Below are 25,930 nucleotides of genomic sequence, written 5' to 3'. Positions count from 1 at the left end.
TGGACGATCGTATAATAAGAATGCGCCAATCGCAACAGGGGCCGATGACCGCCAAGCCAGCCTTTTCCCGCGCCGAGCCCGACGCGCGCCGCCAGTCGCTGATCGCCGCGACCGCGCGCGTGCTCGCGCGCGACGGCGCGACCGGCGCCTCGGTGCGCGCGATCGCGGTCGAGGCGGGGGTGTCGCCGGGGCTGGTCGGGCATTACTTCGCCGGGGTCGATGCACTGGTCGCCGAGACCTATGCCGCGGTCGGGCAGCAGGTGCATGTCGCGCTCGCCGCCGCCGTCGAGGCGGCGGGAGACGATCCGCGCGACCGCGTCGCCGCCTATGTCACCGCCAGCTTCGCCCCGCCGATCGCCGACCGCGGCCTGTTCGCGACGTGGATCGCCTTCTGGAGCCTGTCGGCCAAGCCGATCATCGCCGCGCGCCACGACGCGCTCTACCAGGCGTATCGCGACGATCTCGAGGCCCTGCTCGCGGCGTGCGAGTTGCCCGCCGCCGAGCGGCGGTTGGCGGCGATCGCGATCACCGCTTTGGTCGACGGTCTATGGCTCGAACTGTGCCTGTCGCCCGGCGCCTTCACGCCCGACGAGGCAAGCCGCCTCGCCGAGCGCCAGCTCGAAACCTACTTCGACAGATCGGCGAACAGCAGCCGATAATAGCGGATCCCCGGCTCGATCGTCGAGATCGGCGTGCGCTCGTTGAGGCCGTGGCTGAAATCTTCCGACGGCTTGATGAAGGTCGGGCTCGCGCCATAGCTCGGCACGTGATGATAGCGGAACCACATGCTGTCGCTCGCGCCCGAGGCCATCGCCGGGAAGACCGGAACGCCGGGATAGACCTGGCCCATCGCGCGATCGATCGCGGCGATGAAATCGGGGCGCATCGGCGAGGCGTCGTTGGCGACCGAGCCCTCGCTGACATCCTCGAGCTTGACTGCCGGGTCGCCGATCGCGCGGCCCAGTTCGGCCATGATGTCGGCGGGCTTGTGGCCGGGGAAGATGCGGCAGTTGATGTTGGCGGTGGCGCGCTGCGGCAGGGCGTTCTCGGCGTGGCCGCCGCTCACCAGCGTCGGCACGCAGGTCGTGCTGATCTTGCCGACCGTCGCGGGGTTGGCAGTCAGCGTCGCGATCGCCGCCGCGTCGTTCGGGTTGGCGACGAACGCCTTCAGCGCTGCGCCGATCGCGGGCTCCTCGAACGGTGCCGCCTTGGCGAGCGCCTCGCGCGTCAGCGGGCTGAGTTCGGGCTTGAACTGATAGGCGCCGACCTTTTCGAGCGCCTTCGACAGCTGCACGATCGCATTGACCGGGCGCGGCATCGACGAGTGGCCGCCGGGGTTGGTGACGGTCAGGCGGAAATCGGCATAGGTCTTTTCGGCGCCGTTCCACGTCCAATATTTGGGCTTGCCGGTTGCCTCGTCGAGCACGCCGCCGCCACCATCGATGTTGAGGACGAGCTCGGCATTCTTCAGCCGCTCGGCGATCAGCGTCGAAGTCTTCATCGCCGTCTCTTCGTCACCCGAGAACTCGATGACGATCGTCCGCTTGGGCTTGTAGCCGGTGCGGCGCAGGTCGGTCAGCGCGGCGATCGCGATCGTCCCGTCGAGCTTCATGTCGGTCGCGCCGCGGCCGTAGAGATAGCCATTCTCGACCACCGGCGTGAACGGGTCGCGCTGCCAGTCGGCGGGCTTGGCCTCGACCACGTCCATATGGCCCGAAATCACCAGCGGCTTGAGCGCCGGATCGCTGCCGCGCCACGTGCCGAGCAGATAGGCAGTATCCTCGACCGGCACGATCTCGACATCGCCATCGGCAAAACCGCCTGCGACGAGCGCCGCCTTGTAGAGGGCTGCGACCTGCGGGGTCTGGTTGCCCGGGCCCTTCACCGAGCGCAACGCGATCGCCTTCTTGGCGAGATCGAGCGCCTGGTCCGCCGCTGCCTGCGCCGAGGATGGCGCCGCCGCCTGCGCCGCGCTGGTCAGGATCGAGGCGGCAAGCAGCGAGACAACGAATGGGCGCATGTACAAATCCTTGGCGGCGAAAGCGCAGAGCCTAACGCGCGCTGCGATCCACGCAAGGCCGGCCCGCCGCGATCAGCGCGCCAGGGCCTCGCCGAGCAGGGCATCGAACCGAGCAATCGGGCACAGAGTCCCGCAGCCGCCGATCGTCAGCGCGGCGCGATAGATCGGGCCGTCCACACCGCGGCGCAGCTGCTCGAGCGTCTGCGAGCGATAGAAAGCGCGGACGAAGCGCGCGCCCGAGCGATCGACGACGCGTTCGAACAGGATCGCGCCGCCCGGCGAGGGATCGTCGCGCGCCAGCCCCGGCACCTGCCAGTGCAGGTCGAGCAGGCCCGCCAGGCTGGCGATGTTGGTGTCGTGCCCCGACACCATCGTCAGCGCCGGCGCGGTGCCGTCGACGATCGCGTCGCGCAGCAGCGGGCCGAGCCCGGCCATGTTGCGCGCGGCGATGTAGCGCGGGCGCGCGAGCAGTTCGAATTCGACCGCGTGCAGTTCGGACGCGGCGGCGACGTCGGCGGCGGTGGCGCGGCCCCAGCCGACGTCGCGCTTAGGCTTGCCGTCGGCATATTCGAGCAGCAGGATCTGCCCGACGGTCGATCCTAGGTCGAGCGCGCCGGTCAGCTTGGGGCGTTTGCCGGGCTTTGCCGCGGCCAGCCCCGACGGTGTCTTCGCGACCCCGCAGCCACCCTTCGCGCTGCCGCACAGGATCGCATCGAGCCGCGCCAGCACCGGCGCGAGCTTCGCTTCCCGCGCGGCGATGCCGCCCGGCCCCGCGGCGTCGAGCACCGCAGCCCGCGCCGCGTCGGTGTCGAGCGTGGCTACGCCCTCATCGATCGGCGAGAAGAGCGGGTCGGCGACGTCCTGCGGCTTGTGGACCAGCGCGACGGTGCAACCCGGCGCGACGCCTGCGGCATAGGCCTGCGCGGTCGCAATCGTGCGCTGGTCGCTGTCGGCGACGATGCGGATCGCGCCCGTCGGCGCGCAGCCCTTCGCCGGCAGCAAGCCCGCGGCGGTGAAGCCGGCGCGGTCGCTCCGCGCGACGCGTGCGATCGCCGCGGTGCCGTGCGGCGTCAGCCAGCCCGGCGCGACCGGCCAGCGCGGCCACGCCTCGGCAGCGACGCCGTCGGGCATCGCCGGCGCCTTGGTCGGTGGGCGGATGCCGTGGCGCATCAGCATCACCACGCGCTCGACCCGCAGCGGCGCACCGGGCGCGGTCGGTGGCGCGGCGCCCGCGCCGGTCGCGCTGACGAGCAGGAAAGCGGCGAGCGCGCGCAGCATCGATCGGGTCATTCGGCCAGTCCTAGAAGTGCAGCTGCGCGCCCCAGCGGAAGCTCGGGCCATATTGCTCGCGCTCGACCAGATGCGTCTTGATTCCGATATAGCGCCGCCACGGCGCATCGGTAAGGTTCGACGCGCTGCCGAAGAAGGTCAGCTGCGGCGCGACCTGATAGCTGACATTGACGTCGAGCTGGCCGTTCTTGTCGGTATATTGGTCGAGTGCGGCGGTCGCCCCCAGCGTGTCGAGATAGGCCGAGCGATACGAATAGGCCGCGCGCACCGCGACGCCATATTTCTCGTAGAAGACCTGCGCCGATCCGGTGTCGCGCGATTGCTGGAACAGCGGGATGTCGCCGGTCCGCGGCGTCGCGCCGAGCACCGTGCCGCTGCCATGCCCGGTCACGCGCGAATAGTTCACCGCCACGCCCAGGCCGTCGAACGGCGCGGGCAGGAAGGTGAAGCGCGTCTGGATGTTCGCCTCGAGCCCGCGGACATAGGCGACGTCGATGTTGAGCGGTTTGACCACGTCGACCGCGCTGAAGGTCTGGCCGGCATAGGTGCCCGCCGTGTTGATCTGCGTCTGCGTATAGATCGGATTGTCGATCTTCTTGTAGAAGGCGCCGAACGAGATCACGCCCTGGCCCGGCAGATAATATTCGATCGCCGCGTCGAGGTTGATCGCCTTGTACGGCGTGATGTCGGGGTTGCCGAGCGTCACCGTCGGGCGCGGGCTGGTGGTCAGGTCGACCGAGACGTAGGGCGAGAGATCGGGATAATTGGGTCGGCCGATCGCAGTCGTCGCGGCGGCGCGGACGACGAGGTTGCGTGTCGCGTCGAAGCGCGCGTTGAGCCCCGGAAACACGTCGGTATAGTCCTTCGCGCCGAACGCATTGTAGCCCTGGTCGAGCGTCGAGGCGGCGGTGATCAGCTTGGCCTTGCTGCGATCGCGCGTATGCTCGACGCGGACGCCGGGGACGAGCGTCAGCTTGTCGAACGTCAGCGTCGCCATCGCATAGCCCGCGGCGATCTGCTCGCTCACGTCATAATCGTTGGCGAGGCTGTTGTTGAGCGAGCTCGCCGTGTTGAGCGTGAGCAGGCCGGGATTGGCGGCGACATAGGCTTGCGCGGTCGCATAGTTGATCCGTGACCCGAAGGTGTAGTCGTTGCCGTAGAAGCTGGTGTCACCGAGGTAGGAGACGCTGGCGAGGTTGAAAGTCCGCCCCGTCGTCAGCGTATAGGTCGTGAAGTCGCGATTGTTGGTCTTGTGCCGGTCGAGGAACTTGCCGCCGAGCTTGAGGCTCGAATCGCTCCCGAACGACAGCGGCACGGTCAGATCGGCGCGCCCCTGGACCAGCGTCTCGACCGCGAGGCGCCGGTCGTAATTGACCGCGTTGAAGCCGTAGGCGGTCTGCGCGACGCTGTTGGTCTGGGTGAAGACATAGGGCGTGTCGGACACGTCGTAACGCACCTGCAGCGCCGACCCGCCGGTGCGGAAAGTGTATTCGGAGCGCAGCGGATCCCTCTTCTCGGCGCGGGTATAGCCCGCCGCGAGCTCGAGCTTGGCGCCGCCGCCGAGCGTGAAGCTGCCGCCGCCGGTAACGCCCTTGGTATTGTCCTTCTCGTTGCGCAGCCGCACGCGGACGATGCCGCGGCCGACGAAGGTGCCGCTCGTCGCGGTCTGGTTGGCGAAGCCCGACTGGTTGTCGATGATGTTCTGGTCGCGCACCTCATTGTCATCGAAGGTCGAATAGGTGCCGCGCAGATACAATTTGGTGGTGTCGCTCGGCCGCCAGTCGAGGTTGAGCACGGCGCCGGTGCGCTTGCGCGTGAGGTTGTAGTCGCGCAGGCCGTACCCGTCGGGAACGACGAAGCCGTTCGCCGCGGTCGGCACGCGCCAGCTGGTCGCGCCCTGGAAATTTTCCGATTCAATCGGCCGTTCGGAATGGTTGAGCGAGAAGACCGCGCCGAACTGCTGCTCGGGGCCGAACCGGCCGCCGATCTGCGCATCGGCCTCATAGGGGTGGCCGTCGTTCAACTTCGACCAGCCGAGCGCGGCGCGCGCATCGAGGAAGAAGGGCGCCTTGCGATCGAACGCCGAGAGCGTGCGGATATCGACCGCGCCGCCGATCGCATTGGCGTCCTGGTCGGCGGTGAGCGACTTGGTGACGACCACCGCGTTGATCAGCGCCGAGGGGATGTCGTCGAGCTTGACCTGGCGGCCGTCGGGTTCGGGCGCGGGGAGCGTCATGCCGTTGAGCGTGACGTTGATCAGATTGGGGTTGATCCCGCGGATCACGACGTAGCGGCCTTCGCCCTGATCGTTGGCGACCGTGACGCCGGGGAGGCGGCGGACGGCTTCGGCGACGTTCTGGTCGGGCAATTTGCCGACGTCGTTGGCGTAGAGCGCCTCGACGAAATTGTTCGAGCGGCGCTTTTCCTCGATCGCGCGGCGTTCGCCCGCGGCGGTACCGGTGACGACGATGTCGGCTGGTTCTTCGGTTTCGGGGGCGGCCTGTGCGGGCGGTGGCGTCTGCGCTGCGGCGATGGCGGGGGCCTGCGCGAGCAGGCTCGCCACGGCGACGCCCGCGAGGAGCGCGCCGTTCGATCGGAATGTCATGATGTGTGCCCCGTGATGTCTTGAGCGGGGCGCTAAACCTGTGAAGTTACAGCTGCATGACGGTGGCCAGATCAATTCACCGCCCAGCGGCTATTCCGCCACTGCGACCCGCGCTCCGGCAAAATCCTCGGTGACGACCTGGTCGATCTGGCGGACGATTCCCCGGGTAAGTCGGGACGGCACCATGACCGCAAAGCCGCGCTCCACCAGCCCGTCGATCGCCCAGCGGACGCAATAATCGGCCGCGACCCCGATGACGATCGCGTCGCTGATCCCGGCCGCACGCAGATCGGCGAAATAGCCGTCGCGCTCGATCGTCGGCTGCGCGGGGTCGCGCGCATCCTCGATCCGCAGGCCCGGCTCGGCCCACATCGCAAAGACGCCCTTTTCCAGCCGGTGCACCGGGATGGCGGGGTCGATCAGATCGGGCGCGAGCAGGTTGCGCCAGCCCGGCGTCTCGCGCACGCAGTGGATCGGAAACTCTTTCGCCTCGGCCGAAAGCGGATAGGTATCGGCAAAATGCGTGTCGAAGGTGAACAGCACGCCGGCCGTCGTCTCGGGCCGCAGCGTGCCGAGCCACGCCGCCATCGGCGCGACCAGCGCCTCGGCGCCGGCGACCGCCAGCGCCCCGTCGGGCAGCAGGAAATCCGCCTGGGTGTCGATGACGAGGACGATGCTGCGCATGATCAATCTCCTGAACCGATTTGCCCTATAGGCAAGTCCCCGCCGCCCGACCTATTGCAATCGTCCGAACGCCCGAAGGACTGCCATGGCCGTTACCGATATCGCGACACGCACCTACGATCACAATTGGCGGCTCGATCCGATCGTGCGCTCGCTGCTCGACACCGATTTCTACAAGCTGCTGATGCTGCAGATGATCCGGCACCTGCATCCCGATGTCGCGGCGACCTTTTCGGTGATCAACCGCACGCACGCGGTGCGGCTGGCCGAAGTGGTCGACGAGGCGGCGCTGCGCGCGCAGCTCGACCATGCGCGCACGCTGCGCTTCGCCAAGAAGGAGCTGATCTGGCTCGCCGGCAACACCTTCTACGGCAAGGCGCGGATGTTCTCGGCGGATTTCATCGCGTGGCTCGCCGAGTTCCAGCTGCCGCCGTACGAACTGACGGTCGTCGACGGGCAATACGAACTGCATTTCGACGGGCCATGGACGCACACGACGATGTGGGAGATCCCGGCGCTCACCATCCTCAACGAACTGCGCTCGCGCGCCGCGCTCAAGCATCGCGGGCGCTTCGCGCTCGACGTCGTCTATGCCCGCGCCAAGGCCAAGCTGTGGCAGAAGGTCGAGCGGCTGCGCGACCTGCCCGATCTCGTCATCTCCGATTTCGGGACGCGGCGGCGGCACAGCTTCCTGTGGCAGCGCTGGTGCGTCGAGGCGCTCAAGGAGGGGCTCGGACGCCGCTTCATTGGTACGTCCAACGTGCTGCTCGCGATGGACAGCGACCTCGAGGCGATCGGTACCAACGCGCACGAACTGCCGATGGTCGCCGCTGCGCTCGCTGATCACGATGCCGCCGTCGCCGCCGCGCCGTATCGCGTGCTGGAGGAGTGGAGCGCGCATTATGGCGGCAATTTGCTGATCGCCTTGCCCGATGCGTTCGGCACCACCGCCTTCCTCGCCGGCGCACCGGCCTGGCTTGCCGACTGGACCGGCTTCCGCCCCGACAGTGCGCCGCCGATCGAGGGGGGCGAGCAGATCATCGCCTGGTGGCAAAAGCAGGGTCGCGACCCGCGCAGCAAGCTGCTGATCTTCTCCGACGGCATGGACGTCGACACGATCGAAGCGACCTATCGCCATTTTGCGGGGCGAGTGCGGACGAGCTTCGGCTGGGGCACCAACCTCACCAACGATTTCCGCGGCTGCGACCCCGATGGTGCCGCCGGACTCGAGCCGATCTCGCTTGTATGCAAGGTGACGCGCGTAAACGGCCGCCCTGCGGTCAAGCTGTCCGATAATCCTGCCAAGGCGACCGGCGAGCCGAGCGAGATCGCGCGCTACCTGCGGATCTTCGGCGAAGCCGGGCGGGCCGAGGCGCTGGTCGCGGTCTAATCGGTCGGGCTGCGGAGGTGCGCGGCGGAATCGAGCAAGGGCGAGGGGGCGCCGGGCGTCAGGTCCATCGCGCTCGCGCGGATCGGGATGCGCACGCCGGGGATCGTCGCGGCGTCCTCGGCGCGCGTCATCGTGCAGGCGATCGCACGATGCTGCAGCTGCGGGTCGGCCAGGGCCTGGTCGACGCTGTTGATCGGACCGGCCGGTACCACCGCCGCCGCAAGCCGCAAGAGCAGGTCGTCGCGGTCGAAGTGTTGCGTCGCCGCCGCAATCGCCGCGCTCAGTTCGATGCGATTGGCCACGCGCAGCGCGTTGCTGGCAAAGGCGGCATCCTGTGAGAGCGCGTCGAGCCCGACGACCGCGCAGAAGCGGCGGAACTGGTCGTCCGATCCGACCGCGAGGATGAACCAGCCGTCGCGCGTCGGGAAGGCCTCGTATGGCGCGATGTTGGGATGCGCGTTGCCGATCCGGTGCGGCGCCGTGCCCGAGACGAGATAGTTGAGCGCCTGGTTGGCGAGCATCCCGGTCATCACGTCGAGCAAGGCCATGTCGATCTGCTGGCCGAGCCCGGTCTTCGCACGCTGGATCAGCGCGGCCTGGATCGCGATCGCGGCATAGAGGCCGGTGGCGATGTCGGCGAAGGCGACGCCGATCTTCTGTGGTGCGCCTGCCGGATCGCCGGTCAGGTCCATGATCCCGCTCATCCCCTGGATCACGAAATCGTAGCCGGCGCGCGGGGCATAGGGCCCGTCCTGCCCGAAGCCGGTGATCGAGCAATAGATCAGCGCCGGATTGGTCGCGCTGAGCGAGGCGTAGTCGAGCCCATATTTGGCGAGCCCGCCGACCTTGAAATTCTCGATCACGATATCGGCGTCGGCGATCAGCCGGAGCGTATCGGCGCGGCCCTGCTCGGTGGTGAAATCGAGCACCACCGACTGCTTGCCGCGATTGGTCGCGTGGAAATAGGCGGCGTCGCGGCTGCCGTCGGGATTGTCGATAAAGGGCGGGCCCCAGCGCCGCGTCTCGTCGCCGCCGGGGGCTTCGACCTTGATCACCTCGGCGCCCAGATCGGCGAGGATCTGCCCGCACCACGGCCCGGCGAGGATCCGCGCGAGCTCGACCACCTTGAGGCCGGCGAGCGGGCGATCCACGCCCGGTTCCATCGCCGCCATATCCGTTTCGCTGCCTGTCATCGGTCGGGGCTACCGCATGCGGCCGATCCGATCAAACTGCCGGCTTCAAGCGACCCGCATCAACTGCGAGGGGTAGGGCTGCGCCAGCGCGACCGCAGCCTCGAACGGGCAGGTCAGCCAGCGCTCCTCGTCGTCGGGCAGCAGCAGGACGGGCATCGCCTTGGGATGGATCGGCGCGACCAGCGGGTTCGGGTCGGTCGTCAGGAAGGCGAAGACCGGTCCGCTCGCGGTCGGTTGCCACACGCCGGCGAAGCTGACGATCGGCTGATCCGGCACGTCGAACCAGTGCAGCGGCAGCTTGCCATCCGCCCCGCGGATCTGGCCATATTCGCTGAAGGCGGTGAACGGCACCAGGCATCGGCGATCGGGATCGACCAGCGCCGACCGCCAGAAGGGCGAGGTGTAATTGCGGACGTTGGTCACCTCCTTGTTGATCAGCGCGGGCCGCCCCGTCGCCGGGTCGATCCGCTTGCCGGGAACCCGATGCGGAAACCCCCACGCCATCGCGTCGAGCGTTCGTGCGCCATCGCGATGCCGGACGATCCACGACGCGGTCTTGGGAAAGAGCTCGGGCGGCGGGATGCGCTCGGGTTCGGGGCCATAGGGCGCGACGATGCCGTAGCGCGCGGCGAGCTCGACCTGGTTGGCCGTCATGCGATAGCGATTGCACACCGTTCGAACCTCCCTGCGCCGCGACGCTAGACCAGCCGCCGCGCGGTGACAAACACGCACGGCCGGTCGGCGTGGCGCTCCTTCCCGCGCAACAAAAGTCAGCCGAAGTTTCGTGGACCGCTGCCCCGCGACGCGGCATAAGAGCGCCGCCGCAACAGGAGCTGCTTCATGACCTTCTCGCTTTACGATGCTGTCGTCCCGTCCAACCTGCAGATCCTCGGGGCGATCGATGCGCTGATCGACAAGGCCGCGGCCTACTGCACCGAGCACGGCAAGGTCGACGCCGACCTGATCGACGCGCGCCTCGCGCCCGACATGCTGCCGTTCGGCTATCAGGTGAAATCCTGCGCGGCACACTCGGTCGGCGGGATCGAAGGCGTGCGCGCCGGCAGCTTTTCGCCCGACATGACGCCATGGCCGACCGACTTTGCCGGCCTGCACGGCGTCATCCAGGCGGCGGTCGCCAGCCTGAAGGCGATCGATCGCGACGCGTTCGATCAGCTTGCGGATAACGACACCCATTTCGTGTTCGGCGAGACCCGCATGCCCTTCACCGGCGCGAACTTCCTGCTCTCTTTCTCGCAGCCGAACTTCTATTTCCACGCCACCACCGCCTACGCGATCCTGCGCGCGCAGGGGGTCAAGCTCGGCAAGCGCGATTTTCTCGGCATGCCGCGCATGAAGCGGTAACGCGATCCAGCGGCGCGGTGTCGGGCGGTGCGGCGGCCCCGCGTGACATGCCGAACCGACGACAATCGACCGCGCCGCGGCGTGTAGCGCGCAAATCCGTGGCCGCGGCGCGGCGGAGGCCGTAAGCAGGCACGGCATGACCGTCGCTCCAGACCGCTTCCGCTCCGCCCGCCAGGCCGGGCCCTCGACCATTCTGGTCCCGGTGCTCGGCGCGCTCGGCTATGCCGGATGCGTCGTCGCCTACCTTCCGCTGCTGACGTTGCTGCTGCCGCTGCGGATCGAAGAGCTGGCCGGCGGCGCGCGATTCGGAATGCTCGCGGCGGCGATGATGACGGGAGCGGTGATGGCCAGCGTCTCGGGCGTGCTCTTCGGCTGGCTGAGCGATCGTGCGCTCGAGCGCGGCATCGGGCGCCGCCGCTGGATCGCGGCGGGGCTGGTCGCGACCGTCCTGTCCTACGCGGGCGTTGCCAGCGCCGGCTCGCCGTGGCTGCTCGTCGTGGCGATCATGGTCTTTCAGGTCGCGCTCAATGCGGTGCTGGCCCCGCTGGTCGCCTTGCTCGCAGAGGAGAGCCTCGACCGGCAGAAGGGCGTGATGAGCGGCCTGCTGGCGGGAGCCCAGCCCGCAGCCGCGGCGATCGGACCGGTGCTGGTGGCATGGACCGCCCCCGACCTCGGCATCCGGCTGGCAGCGATCGCGGCGATCGTCGTCGTCTGCCTCGTCCCGTTGCTGGCGACGACGGCGCGGCCGGCGGTGCAGCCGATCGAACAACGGACGGTGGCGGCATCGTCGCGCGATCTCGCGCTCGCCTGGCTGTCGCGCCTGCTCGTCCAGGTCGCGGGCACGATGCTGTTCGCCTATCTTTTATTCTACATGGAGCAGTTCGCAGCGCCGGGCGGGCGGGGCGCGGTGGCGGTCCAGGTCGGCACGCTGATCTTCTTCGCCAACGTCATCCCGCTGCCGCTGGCAATTCTGCTCGGTCGCTGGTCGGACCGGATCGGGCGGCGCAAGCCCTTCCTGGTCGCCGCGGCGGCGCTCGACGCGGCAGGCCTCGCGGTGATGGCCGGTGCGCACGACTGGAATGCGGCGGCGGTCGGGTTCGGTCTCTATTCGATCGGGTGCTCGCTCTTCCTGACGCTGCAGATCGGCTTCGTGATGCAATTGCTGCCCAACCCGCGGCGGCGCGGGCGCGACCTCGGGCTGATCAACCTGTCGAACACCGCGCCGATGCTGATCGGACCGGCGCTCGCGTGGTGGCTGTCGACGCCGCGCAATTTCACCCCCTTGCTCTTGTGCCTCGCGGTGATGACGCTCGCAGGGGGGCTCACGATGCTCGGCGTGAAGGGACGTCGCTGACGCGGCGCCTCAGGCGTCCGAATAATAATCCTTGGCGAAAGCTTCCCCGGCAAAGGCGCGCTTGGCGGTCCAGGGCTGCACCGCGTCGGTCCAGTACGTTGCATCGGCGGGAAGCCCCAGCGCGACGAGGCTCTCGGCCGCAAGATACATGCTGCCGGCGTTCGAATACCAGTCCCCAAGCGCGGGCTGGTGGCCGGTGAAGCCGATCGTCAAATAGCCGTTCGCATCGAAATTGCTCGGGAAGCGGAAGATCGCGCGTTGTGCCGCCAACGTCGCGCCGCGCACCTGGCCCGGCGGCAGAGACTTGGGCAGGCGATTGCGCCAGGCAAGCAGGCCGAGCGGCTGGAACACCGCGGTACGGTAGGTAAGCGAGCGACCGATCGGCGGATAGCTGCCGTCGGGCCCGACCATCCGCTCGAGATTCTCGCCGAACCGCTGCATCCGGCGATAGGCTTGCTCGAGCAGATCCTTGGTCGCCAGGCTGTTGAACTTCGCACCCGTCGCGACGAGCACTTCCAGGATTTCGACAAGCATCGGATGGATGACATAGGCGCCGTAAAAGTCGAAATGGAAGTGTGGCCCGTCGCCATACCAGCCATCGCCGACATACCATTCGTTGACCTTGCGGATTGCGAGATCGATCCGCACCGGATCCCATTGCTCGCCGATCGACAGCAGGAACGCCTCGTTCATCGCCGCAAACAGCAGCCAGTTGGTGTAGGGCGGCGAGACGTCGCGCAGGCCCTTGATCACGCCGACGATGCGCTGCTTGGTCGTCGTGTCGAGCGGCTCCCACAATTGTTTCGGCGCGCGCATCAAGGCGTTGGTGAAATAGGCCGAGTCCACCAGCGCCTGTGCCTGGCCGTGCCACAACAGGCAATCGGGGCTGCGCGGGTCGACCGAATGCGCATAGCTCGCCACCGCCTGCTGGCGCAGCGTCTCGCGCAGGCGGCCCTCGGGCGTGGTATCGGCGGGGAGCGACAGCCACGGCGCGATCCCTGCGATCAGGCGGCCGAAGCATTCGAGATAGGCGACGCCCGGATCGCGCCCGTCCCAGGTCGGACTGAGCTCGGGCTTGAAGCGCGCGTGGAGCTCGCCGGCCGCCATCGGGCCGAGCACGGGCTTCGCCATCCGCGCGAGCAGATCGACCATATAGGCGCGGTCCGACGTTCCGGCGCGCGCGCGGGGCGCAGCCTCCGCGCTGGTGCCGACGATTGTGTCGGCAACGAACCCGGTCGCGAGCGCGGCCGCCATGAAATCGCGGCGCTTCATCGTGTCTTCCCCTGGCGGTCGGTCGGCACGCGGAAATCGACGGGCGCTGATAGGACGTAGCGGTCCCACTCGGCGCGCGTGCGGAAGCCGCCGACGCCCTTGTCCCACGCAGAACCCGAATAATAGACGAACGGCTTGCCCGGCTCGACCTTGAGCAGGACGAGGTAATTGTCGAAGTCGTTCTTCACATCGACGATCATCGCCGGATCGACCTTCAGCGCGATCGCCATGCGGCCGTGCGCGCCATCCTCGGTGCTCCAGAAGGAGAGGATGCCGTGCGCGCGATCGACCGTCAGCGCGCCGTCGCTCGAGCCGATCGTGTGGCGGCCGATGCCGATGCCCACGATCAGCGGACCCGGCTTGTCCGACGACAGCGTCGAGACCATCCGCGTGAACTGCGTGCCGAGCGGCAGCGTGAAGCGGCGCGTTTCCCACACACGGCGGTCGACCTCGACCGGCCACGGCGCGTAATCGACCACGAAATCGGCGGCGTCAGGGCCGTTCTTGAGGATGCGGTAGCGGGTGTAATTGCGCGAGGTCCACAGCTTGTTGTCGTGCCAGATGCCGAGCCCGCCGGCGCCGCGGCCGGTGCCGACATTGTAGAAATCGAGCCCCTCACCGTGATACGAATGCTGGTCGCCGCTGCGCAGCTGGCGGTCGGTGAACGGCCAGATGACGTTCTTGCCCCACGAATCGATCCCCGATCCCGACGGTGGCTCGGCCGCCTCGAGCGCATGGCCGTAGATCCGGTGCGCGGTGCGATCGTTTTCCCACAACAGATCGTCGTAACGATAGTCGGCGAGCTTGACCGCGGCGTGCGGCTCGCGGTCGGGCGCAGGCGGCAGCGGGGTGCTGATCGGCGGCATCGTCGGCGTCGCGGCCTCCTGCGCGACGGCAGCGCCGGCGAGGAGCAGCAGCGCGCCGGCGAGCAGGCACGAGGGCAGGCACGAGGGCAGGCGCGAGGGCAGGCGCGCGCTCACTGAATCACCGCCGCGACGCCGGTCGCCGAGGCGGGGCGGGCGAGCGTCGGCGTGGTGCCGGCGCCGCTGAACGGGCTCAGCCGGAAGCTGAAGCTGCGCGGTGCGAGCGCGATCCGGTACCGCGGCAGCGGGCGCCCGGTCTGGTCCCATTGCGTGTCGCCCCCGATCCCGGACTGGACTGCATCGATCATCAGCGAAACCTCATCATGGGGAACGATATCCGAGCTGCGGCGCGTGCCCGGCGCGCGGTGCGACAGATCGTCGTACGGAAAGGCGAGCGCATTCATCGACAGCGGCGTGTCGCCCTGGACGCGCAGGCCGCCGGTGGCGTGATCCGACAGCTCCATCCAGCGGACGTCGACCTTGTTGCCGGTTTCCTGCGGTCGCATGTAATCGTGATTCTGCTCGGCGATCGCCCCGCGCCACAAGCCGATCGGCGCGCTGGTCTTGCGATCCGAATAGCTTTCGTGCGGGCCGCGGCCATACCATTCGAGCGTGTCGAAGCTGGCGGGCATGGCATAGGCCAGCCCGATCCGCAGCGGATCGGGGAGGTCGGTGCGCAGCGGGGTGAAGCTGCCCTCGACCACCACCGTGCCGTCGCCCGCCATCGCGTAGCGCGTGACGAAGCGCGCGACGTCCTTGCCGATGCGATAGCGGATCGTGACGTCGGCGCCGCCGGCCGTGGCGTGCTGCTCGACCGCTTCGACGGTGCGGTCGCTCGATGCGGTCTTCCACACCGCATGGGTGCGCTCGACGCCGACGCCGACGTCGTTGTCGGTCAAGGCGCGGTAGAAATCGGGCGTACCACCGCGCAGCAGCGTGCGGCCGCTCGCCGCGTAACGGACGAGCAGCCCGGTCTTGCGATCGAGCACCAGTTCGGCGCCAGCGGCCCGCAGCGTGACCATCCCGCCTGCCTGCGAGAGCTCGACCTTGCCCGAGGGGGCAGGTTTGGCGACCGCCACGGCGGCGCCGAGCGGGAACTGCTCCCAGCCAATCACCTGACCCGCGGCGATCGCGGGGGTGCCCGCGTCCTTTGCGCGGGCGACGACATTGAGCAGATATTCGGCACCCGGCTTGCGCGCGATCGCGGGCAGAGCGAGCGTGGTGGTCTCGTGACCATGCGCTGCGGTGGCGAGCGCGGGCCTCGTCCCGCGTGCGACGACGACGCCGTCCTCGAGCATCTGCCAGCCGAGATCGAGCCCGGCGAGGCTGGCGAAATCATAATGGTTTGCGACGCGCAGCGCGCCGCTGGCGGGGTCGAAACTCTCGAACTGGATCGGCGCATAGACCTTGGTCAGTTCGAACAGCTGCGGGTTCGGCGTGCGGTCGGACTGGATCAGGCCATCGCCAAATTCCAATTCGCCGCCGGGATTGGGACCATATTCGCCGCCCATGCCCCAATAGCGCCGCCCGTCCTTGGTGGTGCGATACATCGACTGATCCACCCAGTCCCAGATGAAGCCGCCCTGGAGCTTGTCGGGATGCGCATAGATCGCATCCCAATATTCCTTCAGGTCGCCGCCCGAATTGCCCATCATGTGGGCATATTCGCACATGATCAGTGGCTGGCGGAACGACCAGTTGGTCGCATAGTCGACCAGCTTGGCGGCGGTGTCGTACATCGGCGCATAGATGTCGGCGAAGTCGTTGGGGTGGTGCTCGAACCGCCCGTCCCACGTGCCCCAGCCGAGATAGCTGACGAGCCGCGAAGGATCGCGCTGCTTGGCGGCGGCCGCGGCGGCGGCGAAGTTCGGGCCGATCCCGGCCTCGTTGCCGAGCGACCAGAAGATGATCGAGGGATGGTTCTTGTCGCGCTCGATCATGTTGGTGACGCGCGTAACGTGCGCAGCCTTCCACGCCGGATCGAAGCCGAGCTGATATTGCCCGCGCTGCTCGGGATGCTTGTTGGCGAAGTCCATATAGGCGTGGCTCTCGATATCGGCCTCGTCCATGACATAGAGGCCATAGCGGTCGGCGAGCTCGTAGAGCCGTGGGTCGTTGGGGTAATGCGAAGTGCGGATCGCGTTGATGTTGGCGCGCTTCATCAGCTGGATGTCGCGCTCCATCGATTCGAGCGAGATGACGTGGAAGGTCTCGGGATCATGCTCGTGGCGGTTGACGCCGCGGATCGTGATCGGCTGGCCGTTGACGGTGACGAGCCCGTTCTGGATCGCCACGCTGCGGAAGCCGATCCGGCTATAGGTCGACTGCACGATCGCGCCCTTCGCGTCGTACAGTTCGACCAGCAGCATGTAGAGATTGGGCGTCTCGGCGGTCCAGCGCTTTACCTCTGGGATCGTCGTCGCGATCGAGACGGTGCGTTCGGCCGAGCCTGCGGCGATCGCGGTCGACTTCTCGGTAACCACGCGGTCGCCGTCGAGCAGCACGATCCGCGCGCTGGTCGCCGCCTTGGTGGGCGTCACCGCGAGATCGACCACGATCTTGCCATCACGGTACCGCTCGTCGAGCCCGGCATGGACGAAAAAGTCCCGGATCCGCGTCTTCGGCGCCGCCATTAGGAACACTTCGCGCTCGATCCCCGAGACGCGCCAGAAATCCTGGTCCTCGAGATAGCTGCCGTCGGACCAGCGATAGACTTGGATCGCGATCACGTTGTGGCCGGGCTTGAGGTAGCGGCTCACGTCGTATTCCGACGGCAGCTTGCTGTCCTCGGAATAGCCGACTTTCGCGCCGTTGACCCAGACGTAATGGGCCGACCCAGCCGCACCGATGTGCAGGATCACGTCGCTCTCCGACCAACCCGCCGGCACCACGACGTCACGGCGGTACGACCCGACCGGGTTGGTCGCATGCGGAATCAGCGGGCGGTTGGCGGGGAAGGGGTAGGTGATGTTGTTGTAGCGGGCCTGGTCGAAGCCCTCGGCCTGCCAGTCGGCGGGAACCTTGATCGTCTTCCACTGCGAAACGTCGTAGTCGGGCTTCTCGAACCCCGCCGGCAGCTGATCGGCGTTGGGCGAGAGCGCGAACGACCATTGCCCGCTCAGCAGCACGAAGCGATCGGACTTGGTGCGGTGCCCGGCGATCGCCTTCTCGCGGCTCTCGAACGGGAAGCCGGTCGCGCGCGGCGGCTCCTTGCCGATGGCGAAGACGGCGGGATTTTCCCAATCGGGCCGATCGGGCGACACTTGCGGCTGGATCGGCGGCACGGGTGCGCTCTGCGCTACCGCTCCCATTGGCGCGAGACACGCGAAACCGCTAAGTAAAAGGGGGAATGCCGACCGCACGATGACGCCTCTCCGTTGACCGTAGCGCTCAGCGCTCTTCGATGTTAGCAGTTATGCTACAACTGCCAAATTCGTATGACAAGCAGCTAGCGCTCCGGTGTATTGGAGCCGTTGAGAAGGAAATGTCGATGGCCCGAAATTCCGCGTCGCTGACCGATGGGTTGTTCGCCAAGCTCGAGGAACGCATCCGCACCGGTGCGATGCCGCCAGGGTCGCGCTTCCCTACCCAGCTCGAAATCTCGGCCGCCGAGAATGTCAGCCGCACAGTGGTGCGCGAGGCGGTCGCGCGGCTGTCGGCGCAGGGGCTGACGACGTCGCGCCAGGGGTCGGGCGTGTTCGTCGCCGCAACCGCGCAATACCGCGCATTCCAGGTGACGCGCGACGAGATGAGCGAGCTTACCGACGTCATCAAATTGCTCGAGATGCGGCTCGCGCTCGAGACCGAGATGGCGGCGCTCGCGGCGGCGCGGCGCACCACCGCCGACATCGGCGCGATCCGCGATGCGCTTGCGCAGATGGAGGCGGTGATCGACGATCCCGAGGCCGCCGCGCGCGCCGACAGCGGCTTCCACCTCTCGATCGCGCGCGCTACGCAGAACCATTATTACGAGCGGCTGATCGAATTTCTGGGCCTGCGCCTGGTCCCACCGCGCAATCTCTATCTGCGCGATCAGTCGGAGGCGGCGCATCGCGCGTATGCCGCGAAGGTGCAGGGCGAGCATGAGGCGATCCTCGATGCGATCGTGCGGATGGATTCGGCGCGGGCGCGCGAAGCGGCGCGGCATCACATGCAGGAAAGCCTCAGCCGCCACTCGCAGTTGAGCGAGACGACGAGCCTGCGCCCGAAGGTCGACGACAGCGCCGCGAGCGATTGACGAGCGCTTTTCGGTTGTACTACAAGTAGCGGGATCCCGGCGTCAGACTACGGGGCAGCCGGGAAGGTGAGTGGCCTGAATGCGTAGACTATGCCGATCGGGCGAGCGACCATCGCGCACTATGAAGCGACTCCCGTCGTGACCGCCAGCGAAGCCACGATCACCGATGCCGCGCGGCGCGCCGGATCGTATCGCTGGGTGATCTGCGGGCTGCTGTTTGCCGCCACCGCTATCAACTATGTCGACCGGCAGATGATCGGCGTGCTCAAGCCCTTGCTGCAGGCCGATCTCGGCTGGCGCGAGAGCCAATATGCCGACATCGTCTTCTGGTTCCAGGCAGCCTACGCGATCGGCTTCCTCGCCGTCGGGCGGATGATCGACGTAGCCGGCGCGCGCGTCGGCTATGCGATCGCCTTTACTTTCTGGACGCTGGCGCATGTCGCCCACGGCTTCGTCGGCGGCGTTACGCAATTCGCGATCGCGCGCTTTGCGCTGGGGCTTGGGGAATCGGGCAATTTCCCGGCGGGGCTCAAGGCCGTCGCCGAATGGTTTCCGCAGCGCGAGCGCGCCTTTGCGGTCGGCATCTTCAACGCCGGCGCCAATGTCGGCGCGATCGTCACCCCTTTGCTCGTGCCCGCGATCGCGCTCGCGTATGGCTGGCGCGCGGCGTTCATCGCGACCGGCGCGTTCAGCGTCATCTGGCTGGTCGCATGGCTCGCCATCTATCGCCGCCCGACCGAGCATCCGCGCTTGTCGCCCGCCGAACTCGCGCTGATCCAGAGCGATCCGGTGCAGCCGAGCGCGCCGCTGCCGTGGCGGCGGCTGTTCGGCATCCGCGCGACCTGGGGCTATGCGGTGCCGAAATTCCTCACCGACCCGATCTGGTGGATGTTCCTGTTCTGGCTGCCCGACTTCCTCGGCAAACGCTACGGGCTCGATCTCAAGAGCTTCGGCCCGCCGTTGATCGTCATCTACGTGATGTCCGATGTGGGGAGCATCGCGGGCGGCTGGGCATCGTCGCGGATGATCCGCGCCGGGGTCAGTGTCAACGCCGCGCGGAAGCTGACGATGCTCGTCTGCGCCTTCGCCGTGCTGCCGATCGTGACGGTGCAATATATCGATTCGCTGTGGACCGCGGTGCTGCTGATCGGGCTGGCGACGGCGGGGCATCAAGCCTTCTCCGCGAACCTGCTGACCTTGCCGTCGGATCTCTTCCCGGGCGCGGCGGTCGGGTCGGTCGTCGGGATCGGGGGCACCGCTGGCGCGATCGGCGGGATGCTGATCGCCAAGTTCGTCGGCTATGTGCTCGATCTGTCGGGCAGCTACGCGCCGATCTTCGCGGTGGCGGGCGGCGCCTATTTCGTCGCGCTGATCGCGCTCCACTTGCTCAGTCCCACGCTCGCGCGGGTCGCTGTCGACCCGGCCGGCACGCCCCTTCCGGAAGGTTCGTCATGATCGCTCGCTCGCTCGTCCTGCTCGCCAGCACTGCGCTGCTGTCGGCACCTTTGCTCGCCGCGCCTGCGCCACAGGCGGCTGCGGCGTCCCAGGCGAGTGACGCGGTTGCGCTCGCCACCAAGCTTGCGGAGTGGCAGCTCGCGCACATGACCGATACCGGCCATGTCTCGCGGATCACCACTGAGACGCGCAATCCGCGCGCCTGGGAGCAAGCGGTGTTCTGGGTGGGGATGACCGCGCTCGCCGATGCGGGTGCCCCACCAGAGATCGGCCAGGCGGTGGTCGCGATGGGGCGCGCCAACGGCTGGACGCCGGCGAAGCGACCCTATCATGCCGACGATCTGGTCATCACCCAATCCTATCTGTGGGCGGCAAAGCATGGCGCGGGCGCGGCGGCGATAGCCCCGACGCGCGCACGCTTCGACTATATCGTCGCCAACCCGCCGCGCGTCGGGCTGGCTTTCTACCAGCCGCCGTCGGGCTATGACGGCACCGAATGCCTGACGCGCTATTGCTGGTGCGACGCTTTGTTCATGGCGCCGCCGGCGATGATCGAGCTGTCGCGGCAGACCGGCGACCGCCGCTATCGCGACTACGCCTTGCGTGAGTTCTGGGCGACGACCGACTTCCTGTTCGATCCCGCGGCGCACCTCTTCTACCGCGACAGCCGCTTCTTCGAGCGGCGCGACGAGAGCCAGCGCAAGCAGTTCTGGAGCCGCGGCAATGGCTGGGTGTTCGCGGCGATGGCGCGGATCATCCCGCTCCTGCCGAAGCGCGATGCCGACCGGGTGCGGATGGAAAAGCTGTTCGTCGAAATGGCGGGGACGCTGAAAGGGCTGCAGAAGCCCGACGGCTATTGGGCCCCGTCGCTGCTCGCGCCCGAGGACTCGCCGCCGGAGTCGAGCGGGACCGGCTTCTACACCTATGGCATGGCGTGGGGCGTCAAGGCGGGCCTGCTCGACCGCGCGGCCTATACGCCGGTGGTGCGTAAGGGCTGGGACGCGCTGGTCCGCAGCCTGCAGCCCGACGGCCGGCTCGGATGGGTCCAGCAGGTCAGCGATCGCCCCGAACGCGTGGCGGCCGACGACACGCAATTCTACGGCGTCGGCGCCTTCCTGCTCGCGGCAACCGCCGTCGCCGAGCTCGACCGCGCGCCGTCGAAGCGCTGATCCTCCCCGGAGTTACCCCAAGTGTTCGAAAAGACCTACTACGCGACGCACCCCGACATGATGGCGTGCGCGTCGAACGACGAGCTGCGCGATCGCTATCGCGTCGGCGGTCTGTTTCGAACGGGCGAGATCGTGCTGACCTATTCGCATGGCGAGCGCTTCATTATCGGTGGCGCGGTGCCGGGCGCGGCGACGCTCGCGCTGCCGCACCAGACCGAGCCGGCGAGTGCGGCGGGGCATCCCTTGCTCGAGCGGCGCGAGCTCGGGATCGTCAATATCGGCGGGCCGGGCGTGGTGACCGTCGACGGGCAGGCGTTCGCGCTCGACCGGTGCGAGGCATTGTACGTGCCGATGGGGTCGGCCGACGTGACCTTCGCCGGCGAAGGCGCGCGCTATTATCTGCTGAGCGTGCCCGCGCACCGCGCCTTCCCGTTGCGCAAGCTGGCGATGGCCGACGTCACGCCGCTCGAGCGCGGTAGCCTCGCGGAATCGAATGACCGGACGATCTATCAGCTGCTCCTACCGCATACCTGCGGGAGTGCGTCGCTTTGCCTCGGCATGACGCTGCTCAAGCCCGGCAGCGTGTGGAACACGATGCCGCCGCACATTCATGAGCGGCGTTCGGAAATCTATCTCTACTTCGACCTCGGCCCCGACGACCGCGTGTTCCATTACATGGGGCAAGAGGATGCGCTGCGGCACATCGTGCTGGCGAACGAGGAAGCGGTGATCTCGCCGCCTTGGTCGGTGCATATGGGCGCCGGGACGCGCGCTTATGGGTTCATCTGGGCGATGGCGGGTGAGAATCTGGATTATAACGACATGAACGTGCTGGATATCTGCCAGCTACGCTGAGCGGTTTGGGGCGGGGCTGCACTTCCAACCGTCACCCCGGCCTTGTGCCGGGGCCCACCGTGCCGCGCGTGCTTCACCGGCAGGACGCGCGTCCCGGTGGACCCCGGGGCGAGCCCGGGGTGACGACTGGGGCCCGCTTGAAAACACAAAAGGCCGGGGGCTCAACGGAGCGCCCGGCCTTTCGTTTGTCCCACAGCCTCAGAAGGTGTGGCTCGCCCGCACCCCTGCATAGCGGTTGAAGTCGCGCGGCAAATTGCTCTGCGTCGCCTGCGCGTTGCCCTGGTTACCGTACGAATTGTTGACGTTGAAGAAATAGTGCTTGTCGAACACGTTGTTGACGAAGCCGACCAGCTCCCACTTGCGATCAGCACCGCGGATGCCGAACGACAGATTGAGGATGCCGTAGCCCTTCTGGCGGGTTTCGGGATCGTTGTTGATGCCGAAGTTGAACGAACTCTGATAGTTGTATGCCGCCTGGAACACGCCATCGAGCGTCGGGGTCAGGCTCGGCGTGTAATCGGCGCTGACCGACAATTTCCATTCGGGCGCCTGGGCGGGGCGATAGCCCGCCAGGTTCTGGAACGTTGGGGTCGCGGGAACCGATGGCGGTACCTTCGGCAAGCAGGTAACCGGTACGACTTGCCCGGGATAGCATTGCGCCAGCGGGAAGGAGAGGATCTTCGCGTCGACATAGGTCACGCCGCCGCTGAGGTTGAACGCGCGGTTGAAGCGCACGCCACCCTCGAGCTCGACGCCCCGCGTGCGCAGCTTGCCGACATTGGCGAGGCGGAAGTTGATCGTGCCGTCGGACAGCGTCTCGATCCCCTGCGCCTGGAAATTGTCGAAGGTCGTGTTGAACAGCGTGACGTTGAGCGTGACCTTGCGATCGAGGAACTGCGACTTCACGCCGAGCTGCCAATCCTGCGAGGTTTCGGGACGAACCGGCCCCGAATTCTGCCGCGTTAGGTTGAAGCCGGTGCCGATGTCATAGGCCTGGCCCTTGTGCCCGGTGGCATAGGTGGCGAACGCCATCACGTCCGTGCCGAGGCGCTGCTGGATGCCGACCTTGTAGGTCTGATAATCCTCTGTGTTCTGCCCTGAGAACTTCGCATTGTTCGCGGCATAGTCGAGGAAGGTATAGTCAATCTTGCCATGCCCGGCGCGAATGCCGCCGATCAGCGAGGTGCCGTCGATTATCTCATACTCGGCTTGGCCGAACGCGGCATACTGCTTGTTGCCGTTGGTCGCATACCAGCGCGCGACCGAGAAGAACGGCCCCCGCGTGAAATCGCGCGTCAGGTTGAGGTTCGAGTAGAACAGGCCGAGCGTGTAGCGCAGCCGCGTCTTGCCCGACGAGACCAGCCGCAGCTCCTGCGAGAAGGCGTGCGTGTTGAACGTGCCGAACTGGCGATTGTCGAGTGCGGCGATCGCCGATTCATCCTGGTCGAGAATGTCGAACTGCTTGAAGTGATCCCAGGCGGTGATCGACACGAGCGAAGCGAAGCCGAGGTCGAGCGAGGCGCGCAGCGACTGCGAGAAGTCGCTGTAATCGGTGCCCGAAGTCACGTTGTTGACGACATTGGTGTTGTCGTCTGTAAAGGTCACGCCCGGCGCGAACACCGCCGGCGTATAGGCCGCGACCCCGCGCAGCCGCGCATTGGGCGAGACGCGGGCGAACGGACGACCGATCGTGGTGTGACCATCGATATAGCCGATCTGCGCGGTCAGGTTGAGGTTCGGCGTCGGGTTCCAAACGAGCTTGCCGCGCGTCGACAGCGTGCGGAAGCCGTTGACGCGCTCGCCGTTGAACAGGTTGCGGACGTTGCCCGCGAAATTGTCGTAATTGACGCTGGTGCGGAAGCCGAGCGTGTCGGTGATCGGCCCCGACAGGGCAGCGTTGCCGCTATATTCACGGTCGGTCGTGATGAGCCCGCCGATGCGTCCGGTGAGATGCGCGCTCGGACCTTGGGTCACGATGTTGAGCAGGCCGGCCGACGCCGAGCGGCCGTAGAGCGTGCTCTGCGGGCCGCGCAGCACTTCGATCCGCTCGATGTCCGACAGATCGGCGAAGGCGCGTGCGAGGAACTGGACGGGGACGTCGTCGATCTGCACCGCGACGCTCGGCTCGACGCTCGGCGAGAAGGCGAAAGTGCCGATCCCGCGGATCGAGACCGACGCGTTGACCGGCTGCTCGGCCGGTCGGATGATCAGCGACGGCGCCGCCTTGGTGAGGTCGGAGAATTGCCGCACGCCCTGCGCCTGGAGTGCGTCGCCGGTCAGCACCTGTACGGCGAGCGGCACGTCCTGGACACGCTCGGCGCGCTTCTGGGCGGTGACGATAATATCGGTGCCGGTGGTGTCGGGCGGCGTGGCCTGCTCGGCAAGCGTCGGGGCGGGGGCGCTCGGTGGAGCCGGCACGGCCTGTGCGAAAGCGCCGGCGCTGGCGGTGGCCGCGATGCCGCAGGCGAGAATGCGTCCCAACGCGGTCGTCGTGAACAGGCTCATGATCTTCCCTCCCATTGGTTCGGTTTTTGTCCGATTGGGAGGAGGCGTATCAGCCGATCTCACGTCGCGCAAGGCTTGTACTACAAATTACAAGCCTTGCCGCCTAAGCGCCTAGATCTTTGCTTTAACCTGCGACGTATTTGTCACCAAATCCATGTTCAGGCGATACGCGGCAGGCGCAGCGAGACAGATTTCACGCGCCGAGGCGCACCTCGATCTCGTCGAAGCGTTTCCAGCGATAGACCGCCCAGCTCACGATCCAGCACAGCGCGAACACGCCGATGATGCCGAACCCCAGCAGGTTGAAGCGTCCGCCGAGGTCGCTCGCGACCGACCAGACCCCACCGGTGAAGCCGAGCTTGTCCGCGATCAGCGCAAGCGTCTCGATCCCGCCGATCACGATCGCGACGAACGCCGACACCGCGGTGATCGTGATGTTGTAATAGAGCTTGCGGATCGGCTTGACGAACGCCCACTCATACGCGCCGAGCATCAGGATGCCGTCGGTCGTATCGATCAGCGCCATCCCCGCCGCGAACAAGGCCGGGAGCACCAGGATTGGTCCCAGCGCGAAGTCGTGCGCCGCCTGCGCCGCCGAGAGGCCGAGGATCGCCACCTCGGTCGCGGTGTCGAACCCAAGTCCGAACAGGAAGCCAAGCGGCGCCATGTGCCAGCTGGTCGAGACCAGGCGGAACAGCGGACGGAACAGCCGCGACAGCAGTCCGCGGCCGCCGAGCAGGATGTCGAGATCCTCGTCGACATAGCTGCCGCCAGCGCGGACATGCTGGAAGGTACGCCAGACCGAGCGCAGGATCACCAGGTTCATCGCCGCGATCGTGAACAGGAACGCCGCCGACACGATCGTCGCAACCACCCCGCCGGTCGCTTTCAGCGCCGCGAAATCGGACAGCGCCGAGGCGGTGAAGGCGATCGCGACCGACGCCAGCAGGATGATCGTACTGTGCCCGATCGCGAACCAGAAACCGACCGTCATGGGCCGCTGTCCGTCCTGCATCAGCTTGCGCGTGACATTGTCGATCGCCGCGATGTGATCCGCGTCGACCGCGTGGCGCAGCCCCAGCCCCCAGGCGAGCAGGGCGGTGCCGAGCATCAGCGGCTGCGCGTGGAACAGCGCGAGCGCCCAGATCCACGCGCCGACGTTCGCGCCGATCAACAGCGCGTAGAGCAGGCTGATCCGCTTGCGCAGCGTGGGAACGGTTGGGGCGAGCAGGCGATCAGCTTTCGACAAGGAAATTCTCCGGTGGCGTGCGCGCGATGAAATGGCCCTTGATTCCCTGCGGCCACTGCTTGAACGGCACCCGGCCGTGCTCGCTGTCGGCATAGTGGACCGCGTAATCGAGGATCGCTTGCGCGGCCTCGGCATCGGGCGTGAAGCGGCCGAGCAGATAGCCGACCTTGCCGGGCGCGCGCAGGTGGATCGAGCAATGTTCGGTGCAGGAGAACAGGCACGGCATCTGCTGGATCGCGACGTCGGCATAGCGCGGATCGCTGGCCTTGGCGGCTTCGAGCGCGGCGACGAGCAGCGCGCCGCCACGCGTGCCGTCGGCATCCTCGCGTTGGTCGGCCGACAGGCGACAGGTGTTGCACGCGATGACGGCGAGGCCGCTGTCGACGGGGGTCAGCATGGGTTCGGTTCCAATATGCGGGGGAGAGGG

General features: G+C 67.3%; 20 protein-coding genes. 8 read left to right on the top strand and 12 right to left on the bottom strand.

The window, feature by feature from the left end; genetic code table 11:
* The first annotated feature begins 44 nt into the window (after positions 1-44).
* Positions 45-659, top strand: a complete 615-nt coding sequence (locus tag U1872_RS04715; protein WP_332791696.1) for a TetR family transcriptional regulator C-terminal domain-containing protein — start codon at positions 45-47, stop codon at positions 657-659.
* Here the strand turns inward: U1872_RS04715 and U1872_RS04710 are convergent.
* The 4 genes from U1872_RS04710 to U1872_RS04695 all read right to left on the bottom strand — a co-directional run bounded on the left by U1872_RS04710 (position 626) and on the right by U1872_RS04695 (position 6,599).
* On the bottom strand, positions 626-2,020 hold the full coding sequence (locus tag U1872_RS04710; RefSeq protein WP_332791695.1) for a M20/M25/M40 family metallo-hydrolase: 1,395 nt from the start codon (positions 2,018-2,020) through the stop codon (positions 626-628). The two genes, U1872_RS04715 and U1872_RS04710, sit on opposite strands and share 34 nt — an antisense overlap.
* 72 nt (positions 2,021-2,092) lie before the next feature.
* The gene (locus U1872_RS04705) at positions 2,093-3,310 is read right to left on the bottom strand and encodes a histidine-type phosphatase (protein ID WP_332791694.1); all 1,218 of its coding nucleotides are present in this window, start codon (positions 3,308-3,310) and stop codon (positions 2,093-2,095) included.
* A 10-nt stretch (positions 3,311-3,320) separates the two neighbouring features.
* Positions 3,321-5,915: a TonB-dependent receptor gene (locus U1872_RS04700; RefSeq protein ID WP_332791693.1), complete on the bottom strand. Its 2,595-nt coding sequence runs from the start codon at positions 5,913-5,915 to the stop codon at positions 3,321-3,323.
* 90 nt (positions 5,916-6,005) lie between these two features.
* The gene (locus U1872_RS04695) at positions 6,006-6,599 is read right to left on the bottom strand and encodes a cysteine hydrolase family protein (RefSeq protein WP_332791692.1); all 594 of its coding nucleotides are present in this window, start codon (positions 6,597-6,599) and stop codon (positions 6,006-6,008) included.
* An 85-nt stretch (positions 6,600-6,684) separates the two neighbouring features.
* Between U1872_RS04695 and pncB the strand changes: the two genes are divergently transcribed.
* Positions 6,685-7,989, top strand: a complete 1,305-nt coding sequence (pncB, locus tag U1872_RS04690) for a nicotinate phosphoribosyltransferase (RefSeq protein WP_332791691.1) — start codon at positions 6,685-6,687, stop codon at positions 7,987-7,989.
* Here the strand turns inward: pncB and U1872_RS04685 are convergent.
* A complete protein-coding gene (locus U1872_RS04685) occupies positions 7,986-9,152 on the bottom strand; it encodes a CaiB/BaiF CoA transferase family protein (RefSeq protein ID WP_443025333.1) in 1,167 nt (388 codons plus the stop codon). The two genes, pncB and U1872_RS04685, sit on opposite strands and share 4 nt — an antisense overlap.
* A gap of 75 nt (positions 9,153-9,227) precedes the next feature.
* Positions 9,228-9,854 carry an SOS response-associated peptidase gene (locus tag U1872_RS04680; RefSeq protein ID WP_332791689.1) on the bottom strand — a complete coding sequence of 209 codons (627 nt, stop codon included), beginning with the start codon at positions 9,852-9,854 and terminating at the stop codon, positions 9,228-9,230.
* 168 nt (positions 9,855-10,022) lie between these two features.
* Here U1872_RS04680 and U1872_RS04675 point away from each other — a divergent pair, with 168 nt between their 5' ends.
* The gene (locus U1872_RS04675) at positions 10,023-10,544 is read left to right on the top strand and encodes a DUF1993 domain-containing protein (protein WP_332791688.1); all 522 of its coding nucleotides are present in this window, start codon (positions 10,023-10,025) and stop codon (positions 10,542-10,544) included.
* Positions 10,545-10,680: 136 nt separating this feature from the next.
* Positions 10,681-11,898, top strand: a complete 1,218-nt coding sequence (locus U1872_RS04670) for an MFS transporter (protein WP_332791687.1) — start codon at positions 10,681-10,683, stop codon at positions 11,896-11,898.
* A gap of 9 nt (positions 11,899-11,907) precedes the next feature.
* Here the strand turns inward: U1872_RS04670 and U1872_RS04665 are convergent, their stop codons facing one another.
* Genes U1872_RS04665 through U1872_RS04655 form a run of 3 tightly spaced genes read right to left on the bottom strand, consistent with a single transcriptional unit; the run spans position 11,908 to position 17,344 of the window.
* On the bottom strand, positions 11,908-13,170 hold the full coding sequence (locus tag U1872_RS04665) for a DUF2264 domain-containing protein (RefSeq protein ID WP_332791686.1): 1,263 nt from the start codon (positions 13,168-13,170) through the stop codon (positions 11,908-11,910).
* The gene (locus U1872_RS04660; RefSeq protein ID WP_332791685.1) at positions 13,167-14,150 is read right to left on the bottom strand and encodes a DUF4861 family protein; all 984 of its coding nucleotides are present in this window, start codon (positions 14,148-14,150) and stop codon (positions 13,167-13,169) included. The genes U1872_RS04665 and U1872_RS04660 overlap by 4 nt, the downstream gene beginning before the upstream one ends.
* Positions 14,147-17,344: a glycoside hydrolase family 2 TIM barrel-domain containing protein gene (locus U1872_RS04655; protein WP_332791684.1), complete on the bottom strand. Its 3,198-nt coding sequence runs from the start codon at positions 17,342-17,344 to the stop codon at positions 14,147-14,149. Before U1872_RS04655 ends, U1872_RS04660 begins: the two co-directional genes overlap by 4 nt.
* Before the next feature lie 179 nt (positions 17,345-17,523).
* On the opposite strand from U1872_RS04655, the gene U1872_RS04650 reads away from it, so the two are divergent.
* From U1872_RS04650 to kduI, 4 genes are all read left to right on the top strand, one after another.
* Complete coding sequence (locus U1872_RS04650) at positions 17,524-18,270, top strand: FadR/GntR family transcriptional regulator (RefSeq protein ID WP_332791683.1); 747 nt, start codon at positions 17,524-17,526, stop codon at positions 18,268-18,270.
* A gap of 90 nt (positions 18,271-18,360) precedes the next feature.
* Entirely contained in the window at positions 18,361-19,725 is a 1,365-nt protein-coding gene (locus U1872_RS04645; protein WP_332791682.1) for an MFS transporter, read from the top strand.
* The gene (locus tag U1872_RS04640) at positions 19,722-20,894 is read left to right on the top strand and encodes a glycoside hydrolase family 88/105 protein (protein WP_332791681.1); all 1,173 of its coding nucleotides are present in this window, start codon (positions 19,722-19,724) and stop codon (positions 20,892-20,894) included. The genes U1872_RS04645 and U1872_RS04640 overlap by 4 nt, the downstream gene beginning before the upstream one ends.
* Positions 20,895-20,915: 21 nt before the next feature.
* Positions 20,916-21,749, top strand: a complete 834-nt coding sequence (kduI, locus tag U1872_RS04635; protein WP_332791680.1) for a 5-dehydro-4-deoxy-D-glucuronate isomerase — start codon at positions 20,916-20,918, stop codon at positions 21,747-21,749.
* A 198-nt stretch (positions 21,750-21,947) separates the two neighbouring features.
* Here the strand turns inward: kduI and U1872_RS04630 are convergent, their stop codons facing one another.
* The 3 genes from U1872_RS04630 to U1872_RS04620 all read right to left on the bottom strand — a co-directional run bounded on the left by U1872_RS04630 (position 21,948) and on the right by U1872_RS04620 (position 25,900).
* Positions 21,948-24,254, bottom strand: coding sequence for a TonB-dependent receptor (locus tag U1872_RS04630; protein ID WP_332791679.1), 2,307 nt, complete (start codon positions 24,252-24,254; stop codon positions 21,948-21,950).
* A 193-nt stretch (positions 24,255-24,447) separates the two neighbouring features.
* Positions 24,448-25,503, bottom strand: a complete 1,056-nt coding sequence (locus tag U1872_RS04625; protein WP_443025320.1) for a HoxN/HupN/NixA family nickel/cobalt transporter — start codon at positions 25,501-25,503, stop codon at positions 24,448-24,450.
* Positions 25,490-25,900, bottom strand: coding sequence for a DUF1636 domain-containing protein (locus U1872_RS04620; RefSeq protein ID WP_332791678.1), 411 nt, complete (start codon positions 25,898-25,900; stop codon positions 25,490-25,492). Before U1872_RS04620 ends, U1872_RS04625 begins: the two co-directional genes overlap by 14 nt.
* Positions 25,901-25,930: the final 30 nt, after the last annotated feature.

Source organism: Parasphingomonas frigoris (assembly GCF_036663815.1).
Taxonomy (GTDB): Bacteria; Pseudomonadota; Alphaproteobacteria; order Sphingomonadales; family Sphingomonadaceae; genus Sphingomonas.
Note: the sequence above shows the minus strand (reverse complement) of the source record. Positions and strands in the feature narration are given on the sequence as shown.